We start from the raw sequence: 15,154 nt of genomic DNA, 5'->3' as shown, positions 1-15,154 counted from the left end.
GAGCTCCCGTCAGTGCGGACGACTGACAACAAGCTGAACAGTGCTGATACTGCGCTCTAAAAATCCGCCTTCGCAATAACAGAAGTAGTAACGCCACATGCGTACAAAGCGTTGGTCATAACCGTACTGAGCCAGTTTATCTGCATTCTGATTAAACGCCTGATGCCAGTCTGACAGGGTTCTGGCATAGTCGATGCCAATATCTTTTATATCTCTGACTACAAAATCACTGTGTCTGGTCATGTGATTGACCAATACGGTAATTGATGGCAAGAAACCGCCCGGGAAGATATGCTTCTGGATAAAATCGACCCCGCGGCTGTAGCTATCATAACGCTGATCACTAATAGTTATCGTCTGGAGCGCCAGTAAGCCCCCAGGTTTTAATAACGACTGGCACTTCTGAATATAAGTTGTTAAGTACTCTTTTCCGACCGCCTCGACCATCTCGACAGACACAACCTTGTCGTACTGACCGGTTAAATCCCGGTAATCATCAAGCAACAGGGTGATTTGATCACAGAGGTCTTCCTGTTCGATACGCTCTTTTGCCCAATCGTGCTGCTCTTGAGATATTGTGGTGGTAGTGACACGACAACCATAATGTTTAGCGGCATAAATCGCCAATGCGCCCCATCCGGTGCCAATTTCTAACAAATGATCGGTCGGCTTAAGATTTAGCTGGCAACACAAGCGTTCCATTTTATTGATTTGCGCCGAAACCAGATCATCATCCTCTGTTCGATAAATTGCACAGGAATAGAGCATATTCGGATCGAGAAATGATGAATACAGCGTATTGCCCAAGTCATAGTGCGCGGAAATATTTTGTCTGGCATTATCTTTATTGTTACGACGTAACTTGTGGGTAATTTTAGAGGCAAGTTTGGTCAGCCAACCTACTTTGGCTTCCAACTTATCCAGAATCGGCATGTTGCGGGCCATCACCCGAACCACTTGCGTTATATCAGGAGAATCCCACCAGCCATCAACATAGGCTTCACCCGCTGCAATGCTGCCTCCGGTCAAAATGCGTTTATAAAAAGCTGGATGATTAACGATCAATTGCGCCTGCAGCTCGGCGCTCTGATCACCGATATGATAGGTATCCCCCTCTTTTTCAACCAGCGTCAGCCCTACTCCCTGTAATTTTGCCAACACTTTAAATACGACTTTTCTTGCAACGTTATCAGGCCTTGAAGCTGATACCGCCGGATAGTTAATGTCACTTCTTAACATCATGAGCCCCCAATTTTTCTTTACGAGTTGCCGCCTTGTGCACGGTGGCGTCCTTGGCATATTCTGTATCACTAACCGCTCTGTCGGGTTTATCTTTCTCGCTAGCGGGATGCGGGTAAAATGGTGCACCTTTAATCCAAAGCCTGAGTGCTTGCCAATAAATGCCAAACACCACTTTGGCGGCCATTACCGGCGTTTTGAGCAACAACTTTAGCAATACCCCTGATGTAAACGGCTGACGGCTTAATGCCATAGTGGCATCGAAAATTTTGCCGTCGTTGTTGCTATTATCAAGTGAGTGGTTTGTGAGTGAACGGTTATTATCGGGGTGGTTTTCCATATGCACAAACACCCTGTCACCGGGTTCACTAATTCGCCATTGATATTGTTGCGCCATTGGGTTGAATGGCGAGACATGAAAGGCTTTCGGTTCACTCCATACCTTGTCTTGCCACTGCGAAACGGCTGGAATAACGTAATAATGGCGCTCGTTCCACGGCGTGTTACTGACTTCCGCCAGCATATACCGCCATTTGTTATTCTTGTCATAGAGGTAATAAAGATTGAGCGGACTAAAATAAAATCCGCAGTAACGAAGCTGGCACAACATCAGAATTTTTCCGCCCACCCGTTCCCCAGTCAGGTGCTCAACCTTATCTCTGACCGCCTCGCGTAATGAACACTCACCCTGCATATAATCGGTACGCTTAAAACGGGCAAAACTTAACCGCGACAAGCCAAAACCACGGATAGTTTGAGTTAACTCCTCCAATTCGTCCAGGTCGATCAATGGCATGAATAAAGGGTAAACAAATTCATGACTGACCGGCGTGAAACGCCGGTGCCTGATACTGCCCACATAGATCCCGCTGTTCATAGACCTGCCCTACTGTTCAGGCTGGCACCAACCAGATCTTCATTGGTAGTATTTCTACTACTACTGGTGAACACTGACTCTTCGCTGGCATTGATCCCAGCCACCACATCTAAGGCACTTCTTACTCCATCTTCGTGAAAACCGTTGTACCAGTAGGCACCACAGAACCAGCAGCCCTGTTTACCGTTGATATCAGAACGCGATTGCTGGGCAATGATACTTTGGGTCGAAAATACCGGATGGGCATACACAAAACGGCGCAATATTTTATCGGGATCAATCTTTTCGCTCTGATTAAGGGTGACGCAGAAGGTTTCCGGCGCATCGAGCCCCTGCAGAATGTTCATGTTGTACGTCAGGGTTGCGAGCATATGCTCCTGTGATCGACCGGTCTGCTTGTCCGGTTCCAGGCGATAGTTCCAGGATGCCCAGGCAGCGCGGGCTTCAGGCAGTACCCGGGGATCGGTATGAAGCACGACTTCATTATCCTGATACTCAATAGCACCCAGTGCCCGTTTCTCATCAGTGGTGGCATCTTTCAGCATCGCCAGCGCCTGATCACTGTGGCAGGCAAAGATCACCTGATCAAAACATTCAACGCCGTGCTCGGTTTCAATCTCTACGATACCGTCCCTGCGGGTCACGCCCACAACCGGGGTATTCAATGCAATGCTATCGGCAAATGCCGGCGTGATTTTGCGAACATACTCCCTGGAGCCACCTGGGATCACGGACCACTGAGGCCTGTCGGCTATATCAAGTAAACCGTGGTTGAGGAAAAAACGCAGGAAAAATTCGAGCGGGAATCCGCGCATATCAAACAGGGATGAAGACCAGATCGCGGCTCCCATCGGCAGAATATAGTTTTCACTGAAATACTCACCAAAGCCATGGCGGGATAAAAAGTCTCCTAAGGTTCCCGTTCGGAGCGTATCGCTGTTGGCGGCGCTTTTCGCCAGCCGGTTAAACCGCAATACCTCATACAGAAAGTAGTAGAAACGAGGATTGAGCAGATTTCGCTTCTGGGCAAACAGGGAAGAAAAGCTGTGGCCGTTATATTCGAGTCCGTTTACTTGATTGCAAACGCTGAAGCTCATCTCAGTTGGCTGTCCCTCGATACCAATTTCAGCCAGCAAGCGTTCAAAATTCGGATAGGTCCGGTTGTTGAAGACAATAAAACCGGTATCTATCGCATAACGCCCACTCGGTACGCTGACATCAACCGTGGCCGTATGTCCGCCGATGTAATCATTCGCTTCAAACACCTTGATGTCATGCTGTTGATGTAAATACCAAGCGCAACTTAATCCTGAAATACCTGAACCTATAATTGCTATTTTCATGATCACTTCCTTGTGAACCGCTTAATCGCCATCAACTGCAGACCCAGTGGCAAGAGCGCAATGAATTTAAGTATCAAACTAAACTTTAGTGGAAAATTGATTTCTATTTTGCCCGCAGAGATACCCTGACGGATTTTTTCCGAGGCATAGTCTGCCGTTACCAGCATCGGCATCTGAAAATCGTTTTTATCGGTCAATGGCGTTTTTACAAAACCAGGATTGACTAAGGTCACCGTAACGCCTAGAGGCGCTAGATCAATTGCCAATGTATGGGTCAGATAGGCCACCGCCGCTTTCGACGCGCCATACGCTTCAGCCCGTGGCAGCGGCACATGAGACGCCGACGAGCCAACGACCACTAAGTGGGTCGAAGACGTAAATCGTGACTGCATGGCTTCAATGCAATGCAGCAAACCGAAGACATTGACATCAAAAACTCGCTTAAATAGCGCAGAATCAATAACCCCATGTTCGATATATTCACACGTACCGGCATTGAGAATGATCAGTTCCGGTAAGTCTTCAAGACTTTCAATTGCTTGCTTCACCTGATCAATATTAGACACACTAAATGACAAAGGCGTAATGAGATTATTATTTTCTGCCAGATCGGCGAGGCGATCCTGGTTTTGACCGCAAGCGATGACTCGCCACCCTTCCGCGGCATAGTCAATCGCAAGCTGCCGACCTATTCCCGAGCTGGCACCGGTAATTAAAACCTGTTTCATTGCCCCAACCTCGTTTTAATATGACGAATAACTTTGCCAAGCAGCGGCACACCCTCGTAAATCATTTCCCCCAGATCGAAATAATCACGATGATAAATAACTCGGTCATCTTTAAACTGAAGCTGGGAGCAACCCTCAACACGCCGCAACCGGCCTTTTTCCAAATCAGGATGCGAGAAAGTCATTGTCCATTGCACAAACGCCTGCGTCTCGTCGGCCAGCCAGGAATGAACGACAAATTCACAGCTATTAATCGTGCTATATAGATTTTTAAAGTAATGATGAAGATCATTCCACCCATCAATACGATGGGCCGGATCTTCAAATACCACATCCTGGTGATAAATATCTTCAAGCTCGGCTAGATTGTTTTTCGTCAGCTGGCTATAAGTATCAATAAAATGTGCAATGGTCTTATTTGATGGCGCTGACATCTCGCTCTCCTTTTATTACCCGCTTTTGAGTCGCCTATATATTTTCCTGAACTAATGCCTTAGCCTGCTTAAAGCTCTCGATGGCCAGCAAGCGGGCCTGTTTATGATCCACAATAGGTCGCGGGTAATCTAATGTATTTGCCCCATCCCAAAGATGGGGGGTATGGATATATTTATTTGGAACATCTTTCAGCTCCTTTATCCATATACGAATGAAATCACCGTTTGGATCAAATCGCTGGCCTTGTAGGGTCGGATTAAACACTCGGAAATAGGGCTGCGCATCGGTACCTGTCGATGCGGCCCATTGCCAGCCGCCATTATTAGAGGCGAAATCACCATCAATAAGGTGAGACATAAACCATTGCTCTCCCGCCCGCCAGTCAATTAACAGGTCTTTGGTAAGGAAGCTGGCAACAATCATCCGAAGCCGGTTATGCATCCATCCCGTCACCAGCAGCTGTCGCATCGCGGCATCAACAATAGGAAAACCCGTTTGCCCCTGCTGCCAGCATTTCAGATCTTCATCCGCATCTCGCCATCTGATTTTCGATGTCCAGGCATGAAAAGGCTGGTTCCGACTTAACTTACCGTAAGCTTCTGTCAGGTGGCGGTAGAATTCTCGCCAGATCAATTCATTCAACCAGCAAAACGCACCTTGATCCGAGGGTTCAAGACACTGAGGAAATAGACTTCTTAACATACTGAGACATTGCCTGGCCGACAAAGCACCAATTGCTAAGTAAGGCGATAAACAGCTAGTGCCGTCAATGGCGGGGAAATCTCTGTGCTGATGATATAGCTGTACTTTTTCTGAACAGAAGGCCTCTAAGCGCTGACGTATGGCATCTTCTTCGACCGGCCATAACACACTGTCTTTTTTCGGATAAGTAAACGACGTTGAGGTGTTTTCCTGATCCAGCAGTGATGTTGTTACCGGATGCACCACGACCGCTTGAGGCGCGGGCTGCGCTTCAGGCAATAATGAGTGATAGACGTTCAGCCACTCGCGCCGAAAGGGAGTAAACACCTTAAAAGGCTGACCCTGCTTGGTTTTCACTCTCCCCGGCGCTATGGCGCAACTGTCATCAACAACACTGAATTCGACCTGCATGCTAGCCATAGCCTGACCAACATGATGATCCCGTTGTTGCTCATTCCATTCATCCTGCTTATTACAGAACACATGGGATATCTGGTACTGCTTAACCAGATTTGTTATTAACTCAGGAATAGAAAGGTAATCACCAACTTCGCAAATCAGCAACGGGATATTCAATTCACGGAGTTGTTGTTGTAATACCCGCAATCGGCGCTGAATAAAATCAACCTGGATCGGAGCCACATCGTGTTCAAGCCACTGCCTCGGCGTCGCAACATACAAAGCCACCACGGGCTGTCCCGACATGCAGGCATAACGTAACGCGGTATTATCGACAGTCCGCAGATCAGCCCTGAACCACAGCAAATGCGTTCCTTTACTGCTCATTACCGCTCCTTGTAAAAACCTTGACATTACTCTTCCAGAACGCTGTTGTTATTACTTTTTCCATCTGTGTCCTTTACCAATCATCATAGGCAATAAATTGATTGCCTCTAAATTCACAACGAATAACGCAGCTTAAGCTCTTCCGGATAAGGGTTTAAGAATCGTTGCGATTGCAAATACTCATTGGGGTGCTGCTGCAAATAATGCTTGAACAAGGTCACAGGTGCCAGTAATGGCAGGTGACCTTTGCGATAATTAATAATTAACGCCGTCAGCTCTGCCTTTTGTTCTTTATCCAGCAACCGTTTGAAATAACCCTGCATGTGCATTAACACATTAGTATTAGTACGGTTGTTCGCTTTATGCTTAATCGCTGTCATAAATTGCAGACGGTACGCGATGAAGAACTCTTCAATATCCCACTCTTTAATTGCTGCCACCAACTGACCCAGAGATTGGTATGAAGTCAGGTTATGTGCCATCAGCACCAACTTATAACGGGAATGGAATTTAACAATGGCCTCCCGGGTCAGGTTGCCGTTGAGTGACTGGTATAAGTCATGAAGCGCAAATACGCGAAAAACGAAGTTTTCTCTTAATACCGGATCTTGCAGACGGCCATCTTCTTCGACAGGCAACCAGGGCATTTTTTCCATCAGCTTACGGGTAAATATGCCGGTTGTTCCCCCCGGGATGGTATTGCCATTGGCCATGTATAGCTTTACCCGCTCCATGCCGCAGGTTGGTGATTTGGCACACACAATGTAGCCGCACAGTTCCTGTTCCTGAAGTTGCGGGATCTTCTTATCGCTAAAAATCATCATCTTTTGAGTGTGATCCTGGCTCGCATCTTTCGTGCCGACCAGGCGCTGCTCCCCATCCATATCTAACAGACGAATAGCCGGCCTAGGGGTTGGTAACCCAATACCGACTTCGGGACAGACTGGCTGGAACTGAAAATATTGTGCAAGATCTTCGGCAACAAAACGATTTCTTTTGTGTCCACCATCAAAACGAACGTTTTGTCCAAGTACACAGGCACTTATACCAACTGGAATACGCATTGTCTTTTTCCTCACACTAAGCACTAACTTATATATAGGTATACAGGGCAGAACTGAGAAAAGATCACTCCCATCGCATTTTATTTACAAACTTTGACATAGACGATGCCGGCCAAACCTTCTGACCGGCATCAGAACAACCAATTATTAATCTAAAATCAACTCCTTACATTAAGCTTTCATGGTGCTATGTTATCGACATTCAGCACCAGACCACCGCCAAAATCATCGGTTGCCACAACAGAGTAAACCCCGCCGTCATCAACGGTTGCTGTTGCCGACACTGCCGGAGTAAAGCTGCCATCACCCTCCAGGATCACCGCCAGAAAGTAGGTTCCGGCAGGCACATTCAATGTAGCCGTACCTTTGAACGCAACCCCTTGCAGAACAGCCGTAGTCTCATTAAATGCGCCATCGGCAGAGGCGTGAATATCCACAAGTCCCAGACTATCTGCGGCTGGACTGGCATGAACAACCCGCAATTTGGCATAAGTCGCAACCGAGCGCAGATCTTCGCCTATCACCAGGGGTTCGATGGTTGAATCGTTCACTGAATTTAACTTACCTACAGCATAGATACTGGTGGTAGTTCCTGCCTCAAAACTGGTTCCCGGGGCATCGATCACGACCAGGCTGTTATCTGCAGAAGCGACAACACTCAGATCGTAACTGTCAGGGGCAAGATCGAGACTGCGAAATTCCTTGAATTCAATATCTGTCAGACCGACTACGGCAGAGCCGGAAGCCAGCACATCCACAGCCGGCGCATCATCTACGGTATGAACGACACGTACGGCCGCTTTTTCTTCAGTGCTGCGCAGTATATTCACCGCAGTGCCATCAGCGACCAGCAGATTGACTGGCGAGACAGCACCACCATCGACGTTGGGTACGGCGGTGATCATCAGATCGCTGCCGCCAGCCAGATCCAGTTCCCCGCTGTCAAAGGCAACACCTTTATCACCGCTGAGGGTAAGTCGGATTCGGTAGGTTCCCGCCGGGATGCTTACAGGCAGATCAGCACTGTCGACTTTAAATTCAAGGCCACTGATAGCGGGTGACTGATCAGCAATATCGTCCGTGGTCAGATAGACATCGACCCCAGGGACATCGGGATGGGCGTGCAACACATCAATCCGAACCTCGTTGTTTGCCGGCGAGATAGCGTCACGGGATAACACCACCGGTTCAATGCCAGCGGTGTAGTTCAGCGCGACAATGTCATATTGCATATCCGGTGCAAAGTTTAGGTTGGCCCCAATCACTTCTGCCGATGCGTCGCCAGCCAGCAATGCCTCAACACTCACATCGTAGGCGCCGGACTCAAGACTGATGAGGCCGCTGCCAACCTGATAATCGACCTGGCTGAGCCCCTCAACTGTGGCGCCATTCAGTTTAATATCAACCAGCGGCGCATCAGCACTGGCATGTGTTACGCGGATCTGGGATTCCGGGTGATCAGAGTCTGAGTCATTACATCCAAATAGCAGTGTTGTGGCGCCGAGCATTAATCCTAACGAGTAAGCATTCATTTGGTTTTACCCTCTTCCTGTTTTTGTTAGTCAGGAGTGATTACACCCCAAGGCTTAGGCTGGATCAGCCAACTTAAGACTTATTTTCTGTTTTGTCTGTATGTCATTAATTCTTTTATCTATTTAAATCTACCGCCGTTACCCATTTAAAAAACATACATCGCAGTGATCGTTATACCGTAAAGTTGCGTTAAAGAGGTATGGATACCATGCTTCTAAGTGATACGATGAAAAATTCGATTCAGTTATCTCATTTCGGCAACATTAAGGAGCTTATGGTCAGCGAAGCTTCCGCGGTGAGTGATATGGGCGACTTATTGTTCAATATTGCTCATACACGGTGTCAACAAAGCTACGAACGTCTGTTCGTCGAGGTCGCTCCACGTCTGCTCAATTTCTCCCGGAAACAACTCAGGGACGAGTCAATGGCATTAGAAGTGGTCCAGGAAACCATGTTAAAAATATGGCTAAAGGCCCATCTTTATGACGAATCTAAAGGAGCGGCAATAACATGGATTTACTCTGTTGCCCGTAACGTCAAATTCGATTTACTGCGACGGACTAAGCATCAGCAAGACTGGGTACAAGGTGATGACTTATGGCCGGTACTCAGTGACGAACGGGATTCGGACAGGCTGCCAAAAGAATTTGAACCGATCGTCAAGCAGGAGTTACAGGAATTGGTAAACCAGCTACCTCCGGCTCAGGCCGAGGTCGTCAGGATGATTTGCCTTCAAGGTGTATCACACCTTGAGGCTGCGGACGCGCTGGGTGTGCCATTAGGAACAGTAAAAAGCCGTTTACGATTAGCATTACAAAAAATGAAGGAGGCACTGGATGGCTAATGTTCACTTTCATCCGAGCGATGATACTCTGGCCCGCTATGCCGCAGGCGATCTCGATCCAGCCTCCAGCATTATGATGAGTGCCCATCTGGAATACTGCATCGAATGCCGACTGCGTATCGATGAGCTTGAAGACAGTTATTCACAGGAGCTGGAGTCGACACCGACCAAACCTATGACAAGTGGGTTGACAGAAATGTTAAGCCAAATTCTCTGTCGGACTGCAGAGCCTGAGGTATTAGAGCCGGTTGCGAGTTCTGATGTTCTAAAGCTGGGTGACAAAGAATTCCACCTGCCGCGGGTATTACAACGTCACAAAGATAAAATCGGGGACTGGAGTCGCCTGCCGGGTAAAATACAGCGGGCCCATGTGTCGACAGGTGGTCAGAGCAAAATGAACTTCATCTACATGGCGCCTGATAGCTCCCTGCCGGAGCATACCCATCAGGGACAGGAAATCACCCTGGTTTTATCAGGACGGTTTATCGATGAACATCACAGCTACGGACCGGGAGACTTTATTATTCAGACCTCTGAAAATAAGCACTCACCGAAAACCCGGGCGGGACAGGACTGCCTTTGTTTAACCCTGCTAGATGGTCCGTTACGCTTCACCTCCGGAGTGGCGACGTTATTGAATCCATTTAGTCAGTTATTTTTCCGCTAACATATCGAGTTAAGTGAGGTGTTGGATAAACCTCAATGGTTATCCAACGTCTACACAACATGGGTTATGCGTATTTCATTGGCATAATGCTTTGGGTTGAAGGTTATATAAATAATTGATGTTACTATCACCAACATAAGGTGCATACCCCAACCATAGGAAAACTCGCAGGTCCATTGATGTAATTGTGCAAATAGCAATGGAGACACAGAAGCGATCAAAAATCCGCCACCTTGCATAAGTGCCGCTAGGGAGCCCGCAGTTTCGGGACAGGGGGAGTGATCGAGTGCAGTGACAATCCCTAAGGCGAAAGCTCCTCCAAGGCCAGCCCCACAGACACCCGCCCAAAGTGTAGGAGATAAATCAGGTAAATAGGTCAGCCCCCAAAAACCTACCCCTTGCATTATCACTGTCACGAGCAACCAAGGCCGGCGATCATTATGTTTTCTGGTTAAAGCTGGCAGACCAATAGCAAAAACCGCTTGGCTAACGGCCATCACCGCCACTAAATTACCACAGCTTTCTATGCTGGCTCCTAAGCTTTGATAAAAAGGCGCTAACCAAGTGACCATCGAAGCATAGCCTCCATTGACCATGCCAAACGCAGCTATCAGAGTCCAGGTTCGAGGCCGACGCAGCAACTGACTAACGCGGGCTTTGTTAGGTAAAGCTGCCTTTGTTTCGGATACAATAAAAAAAGCAACAATAAATGCAATAAAACTTGGCAGTGCCAGCCACGCCAGAGCTTCTTGCCAGTCATACCCTGAGTCCAAAAAAACAGGCATCAACCGCGCGCCTAATGCCCCTCCTACCATCAGCGTCGCAGAGTAAATACCCGTTATCGCCGGAGTACTTTGGGGAAAGTGAGCTTTAATCATACCGGGAAGGATCGATTGGATATAGGCAACCCCTATCCCACATAATGCCGCGGTAAAAATGAGCGTGGTGCTGTTAGTTACAAACAGTCGCAATAAAGATCCGCCGGTTAATAAGCCTAAAGCAATAAGCAAACCGCTACGTGACCTAACGACAGGTGGGATAATCGCTACCCCAAATGCGCCAAGCCCCATCAGTAGCATTGGCAGTAGAGTGAGAATAGAGACCTGATTATAACTCAGTCCAATCTCATTTATGATATCAGCCAGAATGGGCCCAGGCGCAACTAAAAATGGCCTTAGATTAAGGCCAATCAAAACAACAAGAGCCAACAACTTAAACTGAGTTCTCAAGTAGCCGTGCTTTTTCATTGGTTTTACTTTCAGTTAGGATCAGAGGAGTGTGAAGCCCATAGTTCATAAAGATCTTCTTTATCATATTCCCTTTGAGGTATGTGCTTGATGGATGCCCAACTCTGCTGATCAAGAGGAAGGGACAGTTGTTTCGCTATATTGGCAGTCGACAGATTGTAAGGTTCGGCCTGATCATTCGAATAAGCATAAACGACTTCTGTTATCCCTGACATCCGTATCGCGGCCAGACACATTGGGCAAGGTTGTCCTGATGCGTAGACCGAACAACCATCAAGGCGCGTTGAATTGAGAACTTGACCCGCCTCACGCAGTGCCAAAAGCTCAGCGTGAGCCGTCGGATCATTGTTTTCCAGCATACGGTTAACGCCACGGGAAACTACCTTGCCATCTCTGACAACTACCGCACCAAATGGCCGTCCCCCCTGAGCAACGTTATTACGTGCCAATATCAGTGCTTCTTCAAGAAATGGATTTTGGTTTTGCATTTTTCCTCCCGGTATTTCAAAATACAATGTCCGAATCATCATGGTGTCACTATAAGTGTACTTTGCATAAATAAGGAAATTAATTCTATAAATAGATAGTATTCAAAAAATAAATACTATTTCCCATATCAGGTAAAAGCTTTTAATATTTGTCAGGTTCTGAATTTCAGACGCCCGATAGCAAACAATAATATTAACTATATCCATGATGAGAATATCGTGATGTTTGAACCTCGCCTGCTGCGTGCTTTTGTTTCCCTCGCCGATACAGGCAGTTTTACCTTAGCTGCCGATCATTTACATCTTACACAATCTACGGTCAGTCAGCAGATTAACAGGCTAGAAGACATCGTTGGATGGGAGTTATTCGATCGAACTCAAAGACCGATTAAACTCACGAGTACAGGTGAAAAACTATTAGGTTATGTGCGGAAAATATTATCCTTACAATTTGAAGCTCAAGCTTTACTCTCTAACCCAGCAGGGAGTGCATCGATAAAAATAGGTTTGCCGGATGATATCGCGACGTCAGATATGACCCTTGCTTTCGCTGATTTTGCTAAACAAAACAAAGAAAATCACCTTGATGTGACAACTGGGCTTAGTTTAGATCTGATTCAAAGGTTTCGAAATGACGAATTCGATATTATCGTTGTCAAAGAATCAACTCCTGCATCGGATCGGCGTTCAGTATTTCCAGAGCCGATGGCTTGGTATGAATCTATTGATTTGCATCCCCCGTGGACAGAGCCATTACCCCTAATTACTTTTCCACCCGGTGGACTTTACCGTGATACAATGTTTGAGCGTATTAATCACGAAGGTAAACATTGGTATGTCGCTTTTTCAAGCAGTAGCATCAATAATGTACTTTCAGCGGTAGAAGCGGGGCTTGGTATAACATTACTTCCTGTAGGTGCAACGATAGGTCGAAGAGTCAGGCCGTTTAAAGGGTTTGGTAACGAACTCCCCATGGTAATTACTCTTTATTCTAACAACGAGCGCCCCGCTGTTGAGAAATTAAGCGAAAATATGTCATCAGTATTATACTCCCGCTTTCTCTATACAATACAAAGCCAACAAAAAAGCGATATAGCAACATGAACTTCAACTAAAACACCCATCACAAAATACCTATAAAAATCATTTTTATTTTTTCCAGAAACATCACACATTACTGAACGATATTGAAACGATGATAACACTATATGTATAATCGCCCCTACAACACATAATTTCATCTGTATTTAGAATAAAAAATGTGAATCAGTTATAATTAATATTATTAATTATAGTGTAATATATTGGAAAATACGTTTCATTTTTCAGTGATGATAGGTGTGTCAATAATGAATCTAATCCCTCCGCAACTATTTGTAGCCTACATTGCTGTGTGTGAAACGGGTAGCTTTACAAGAGCAGCAGAAAGAGTCCATAATTCTCAATCTACCATAAGCCAACAAATAAACCGTCTTGAGTCAATACTAGGATGCACACTACTAATACGCTCATCTCAAAAGATTAAGTTAACAGAGAGAGGAGAGTTTGTTTTACGCCATGCTCATAGAATTATAGACTTAAATAATTTAATGATTGACAATTTAAATAAAAACTCAGAACAAGAAGTAATAAAAATAGGGGTTCCTGATGATCTGTCTGTAGACGTGACTCGAGGGATTGTTGAGTTTCAAAGAGACTATAATATTTTATTTGAATTTACCTCTGGGTTGAGTAATGACCTATACAAATCCTACCTAACAGGAAAGTATGATCTGATTTTAGTTAAGCAACCCATACTCGGAAATGCTTACGCCTATCGACGAGAGACTCTCGTCTGGCTTGACAGTGAAAACCATCCAACATTTGATAAAAAAATCATTCCGCTTGTCCTATTCCCCACTGGTGCTTTATATAGAGACCATATTCTAAACTCACTGGATAAATTAGGATATAGTAGTCGTGTTAATTATTGCAGCAGTGACCTATCAGCTATTATTACTGCATCATCTGTTGGGTTCGGTATTACATTGTTACCTGAAAAATGCAAAACATCTGAGCATAGAATAATAGAAGAATTACAAATTCATGCCCCTGTAAATGATTTCTACTTGGCGCTTTATGTGAGCGATTCCCACAGTATCATCATAAATAAAATAGCAAGTGAACTAGTGAAAATGTTCAATCTTAAACCACAACAAAACATTGTAAGCACATTAACATGAAAGCAATTAAAATTTCGAGACCAATTTGTGACATCATAGATAAGAATGGAACTATAACTACGACTATCCATTCTATTTACAAATCGACATGCAATCTTAAAAGTGAAAATAGATTAATTTCTTTATTATTAAAGAACAAACAGATGAATCCAGCAAGTATTATGTTAGATTCATCTTTTTTTGATGGCCAAATGGCTATTGGAGATACGGTTGAATTAACTAAAATTTCAAATAACAGCAACATAAAGGAAAGTTTTTTCCAACTCTATGTCGATACAGACAATATAGACATCTTCGATCCCTCTCTGCCTTGTCATCATTTCATCGATTTTTCTCAAATGAGAAATATAAATAAATATCTAGCAAAAAATGAAACGGAAATGGGTATTTATCCCTTGCTTTGCAAGCATTATAACGATGATATTTCAAGCAGTAAATCATACTACTCCTCTATGATGGAAAATTATATCACGCCTTACTTAAATGATTTTATAAATGAACTTGAAAATAAAAGCCACTCTATTGATTTAAAATTCACAATCGGATTCGGCGCAGGCTTAACGCCATCATTCGATGATTTACTTGTTGGCTTAATGTCGTTCTTAGTATATACAAAAAACGATTATTTTCAGGTTATATCAAGTTCCTGCCTGATCCGTGTTGATCAAACAACAGATATCAGTAGGGAGATGCTACTGCTTGCAACCAAAAAGCAATTTAATGAAGATATTATCAATCTTTATAACGCAATAGACAACGAAATTCTCTTTATGGATAGATTAGACAAAGTAATGAAATATGGCCACTCATCTGGACATGACACACTTTGCGGTATTTATTTAGGCGTAAAACTATTTGGCTTTCCTTCAAATAAAAAACAGCTTAAACTTCTTTAAATACATCAATACCATCCGACTGGTCAAAGGTTACAGTCGTTATCATCGCCCAGAATTAAACCAAGTGGTACTGGAGCCCATCT

General features: G+C 45.1%; 15 protein-coding genes. 5 read left to right on the top strand and 10 right to left on the bottom strand.

The genetic code is table 11. The features are described from left to right. Positions 1 to 9: 9 nt before the first annotated feature. The 8 genes from AC2204_RS03840 to AC2204_RS03805 form a co-directional block, all read right to left on the bottom strand. Positions 10 to 1,239: a cyclopropane-fatty-acyl-phospholipid synthase family protein gene (locus AC2204_RS03840; protein ID WP_318924289.1), complete on the bottom strand. Its 1,230-nt coding sequence runs from the start codon at positions 1,237 to 1,239 to the stop codon at positions 10 to 12. After that, positions 1,226 to 2,116: a DUF1365 domain-containing protein gene (locus AC2204_RS03835; RefSeq protein WP_318924162.1), complete on the bottom strand. Its 891-nt coding sequence runs from the start codon at positions 2,114 to 2,116 to the stop codon at positions 1,226 to 1,228. Before AC2204_RS03835 ends, AC2204_RS03840 begins: the two co-directional genes overlap by 14 nt. Further along, complete coding sequence (locus tag AC2204_RS03830; protein ID WP_318924161.1) at positions 2,113 to 3,459, bottom strand: NAD(P)/FAD-dependent oxidoreductase; 1,347 nt, start codon at positions 3,457 to 3,459, stop codon at positions 2,113 to 2,115. The genes AC2204_RS03835 and AC2204_RS03830 overlap by 4 nt, the downstream gene beginning before the upstream one ends. A gap of 2 nt (positions 3,460 to 3,461) precedes the next feature. Then, positions 3,462 to 4,187, bottom strand: coding sequence for an SDR family NAD(P)-dependent oxidoreductase (locus AC2204_RS03825; protein WP_318924160.1), 726 nt, complete (start codon positions 4,185 to 4,187; stop codon positions 3,462 to 3,464). Further along, positions 4,184 to 4,621, bottom strand: a complete 438-nt coding sequence (locus AC2204_RS03820) for a nuclear transport factor 2 family protein (RefSeq protein WP_318924159.1) — start codon at positions 4,619 to 4,621, stop codon at positions 4,184 to 4,186. Before AC2204_RS03820 ends, AC2204_RS03825 begins: the two co-directional genes overlap by 4 nt. 34 nt (positions 4,622 to 4,655) lie before the next feature. Beyond that, the gene (gene phrB / locus AC2204_RS03815; RefSeq protein WP_318924158.1) at positions 4,656 to 6,110 is read right to left on the bottom strand and encodes a deoxyribodipyrimidine photo-lyase; all 1,455 of its coding nucleotides are present in this window, start codon (positions 6,108 to 6,110) and stop codon (positions 4,656 to 4,658) included. A 113-nt stretch (positions 6,111 to 6,223) separates the two neighbouring features. Further along, the gene (locus AC2204_RS03810) at positions 6,224 to 7,174 is read right to left on the bottom strand and encodes a YbgA family protein (protein WP_318924157.1); all 951 of its coding nucleotides are present in this window, start codon (positions 7,172 to 7,174) and stop codon (positions 6,224 to 6,226) included. A gap of 179 nt (positions 7,175 to 7,353) precedes the next feature. Then, positions 7,354 to 8,706 carry a DUF4397 domain-containing protein gene (locus AC2204_RS03805; RefSeq protein ID WP_318924156.1) on the bottom strand — a complete coding sequence of 451 codons (1,353 nt, stop codon included), beginning with the start codon at positions 8,704 to 8,706 and terminating at the stop codon, positions 7,354 to 7,356. Between the two features lie 227 nt (positions 8,707 to 8,933). Here AC2204_RS03805 and AC2204_RS03800 point away from each other — a divergent pair, with 227 nt between their 5' ends. Beyond that, positions 8,934 to 9,551, top strand: coding sequence for a sigma-70 family RNA polymerase sigma factor (locus AC2204_RS03800; protein WP_318924155.1), 618 nt, complete (start codon positions 8,934 to 8,936; stop codon positions 9,549 to 9,551). Beyond that, complete coding sequence (locus AC2204_RS03795; RefSeq protein ID WP_318924154.1) at positions 9,544 to 10,218, top strand: ChrR family anti-sigma-E factor; 675 nt, start codon at positions 9,544 to 9,546, stop codon at positions 10,216 to 10,218. Before AC2204_RS03800 ends, AC2204_RS03795 begins: the two co-directional genes overlap by 8 nt. 50 nt (positions 10,219 to 10,268) lie before the next feature. Here the strand turns inward: AC2204_RS03795 and AC2204_RS03790 are convergent, their stop codons facing one another. Both AC2204_RS03790 and AC2204_RS03785 read right to left on the bottom strand, forming a co-directional pair. Then, positions 10,269 to 11,465 (bottom strand): cyanate transporter, encoded by a 1,197-nt coding sequence (locus AC2204_RS03790; RefSeq protein ID WP_318924153.1) that lies wholly within the window; start codon positions 11,463 to 11,465, stop codon positions 10,269 to 10,271. Positions 11,466 to 11,476: 11 nt separating this feature from the next. Then, a complete protein-coding gene (locus tag AC2204_RS03785) occupies positions 11,477 to 11,953 on the bottom strand; it encodes a nucleoside deaminase (RefSeq protein ID WP_318924152.1) in 477 nt (158 codons plus the stop codon). Positions 11,954 to 12,175: 222 nt separating this feature from the next. On the opposite strand from AC2204_RS03785, the gene AC2204_RS03780 reads away from it, so the two are divergent. The 3 genes from AC2204_RS03780 to AC2204_RS03770 all read left to right on the top strand — a co-directional run bounded on the left by AC2204_RS03780 (position 12,176) and on the right by AC2204_RS03770 (position 15,071). Beyond that, positions 12,176 to 13,057: a LysR family transcriptional regulator gene (locus AC2204_RS03780; protein ID WP_318924288.1), complete on the top strand. Its 882-nt coding sequence runs from the start codon at positions 12,176 to 12,178 to the stop codon at positions 13,055 to 13,057. A gap of 245 nt (positions 13,058 to 13,302) precedes the next feature. Then, the gene (locus AC2204_RS03775) at positions 13,303 to 14,175 is read left to right on the top strand and encodes a LysR family transcriptional regulator (RefSeq protein WP_318924151.1); all 873 of its coding nucleotides are present in this window, start codon (positions 13,303 to 13,305) and stop codon (positions 14,173 to 14,175) included. Continuing rightward, positions 14,172 to 15,071: an oxamate carbamoyltransferase subunit AllH family protein gene (locus AC2204_RS03770; protein ID WP_318924150.1), complete on the top strand. Its 900-nt coding sequence runs from the start codon at positions 14,172 to 14,174 to the stop codon at positions 15,069 to 15,071. Before AC2204_RS03775 ends, AC2204_RS03770 begins: the two co-directional genes overlap by 4 nt. Positions 15,072 to 15,154: the final 83 nt, after the last annotated feature.

It is taken from the genome of Photobacterium sp., assembly GCF_057456235.1.
This window is presented reverse-complemented; position numbering and strand designations above follow the sequence as displayed.

Excerpts from the sequence above, each read along its gene's own strand:
- AC2204_RS03840 (WP_318924289.1), bottom strand. The coding sequence starts at position 1,239 with ATGTTAAGAAGTGACATTAACTATCCGGCGGTATCAGCTTCAAGGCCT.
- AC2204_RS03835 (WP_318924162.1), bottom strand. The coding sequence starts at position 2,116 with ATGAACAGCGGGATCTATGTGGGCAGTATCAGGCACCGGCGTTTCACG.
- AC2204_RS03830 (WP_318924161.1), bottom strand. The coding sequence starts at position 3,459 with ATGAAAATAGCAATTATAGGTTCAGGTATTTCAGGATTAAGTTGCGCT.
- AC2204_RS03825 (WP_318924160.1), bottom strand. The coding sequence starts at position 4,187 with ATGAAACAGGTTTTAATTACCGGTGCCAGCTCGGGAATAGGTCGGCAG.
- AC2204_RS03820 (WP_318924159.1), bottom strand. The coding sequence starts at position 4,621 with ATGTCAGCGCCATCAAATAAGACCATTGCACATTTTATTGATACTTAT.
- phrB (WP_318924158.1), bottom strand. The coding sequence starts at position 6,110 with ATGAGCAGTAAAGGAACGCATTTGCTGTGGTTCAGGGCTGATCTGCGG.
- AC2204_RS03810 (WP_318924157.1), bottom strand. The coding sequence starts at position 7,174 with ATGCGTATTCCAGTTGGTATAAGTGCCTGTGTACTTGGACAAAACGTT.
- AC2204_RS03805 (WP_318924156.1), bottom strand. The coding sequence starts at position 8,706 with ATGAATGCTTACTCGTTAGGATTAATGCTCGGCGCCACAACACTGCTA.
- AC2204_RS03800 (WP_318924155.1), top strand. The coding sequence starts at position 8,934 with ATGAAAAATTCGATTCAGTTATCTCATTTCGGCAACATTAAGGAGCTT.
- AC2204_RS03795 (WP_318924154.1), top strand. The coding sequence starts at position 9,544 with ATGGCTAATGTTCACTTTCATCCGAGCGATGATACTCTGGCCCGCTAT.
- AC2204_RS03790 (WP_318924153.1), bottom strand. The coding sequence starts at position 11,465 with ATGAAAAAGCACGGCTACTTGAGAACTCAGTTTAAGTTGTTGGCTCTT.
- AC2204_RS03785 (WP_318924152.1), bottom strand. The coding sequence starts at position 11,953 with ATGCAAAACCAAAATCCATTTCTTGAAGAAGCACTGATATTGGCACGT.
- AC2204_RS03780 (WP_318924288.1), top strand. The coding sequence starts at position 12,176 with ATGTTTGAACCTCGCCTGCTGCGTGCTTTTGTTTCCCTCGCCGATACA.
- AC2204_RS03775 (WP_318924151.1), top strand. The coding sequence starts at position 13,303 with ATGAATCTAATCCCTCCGCAACTATTTGTAGCCTACATTGCTGTGTGT.
- AC2204_RS03770 (WP_318924150.1), top strand. The coding sequence starts at position 14,172 with ATGAAAGCAATTAAAATTTCGAGACCAATTTGTGACATCATAGATAAG.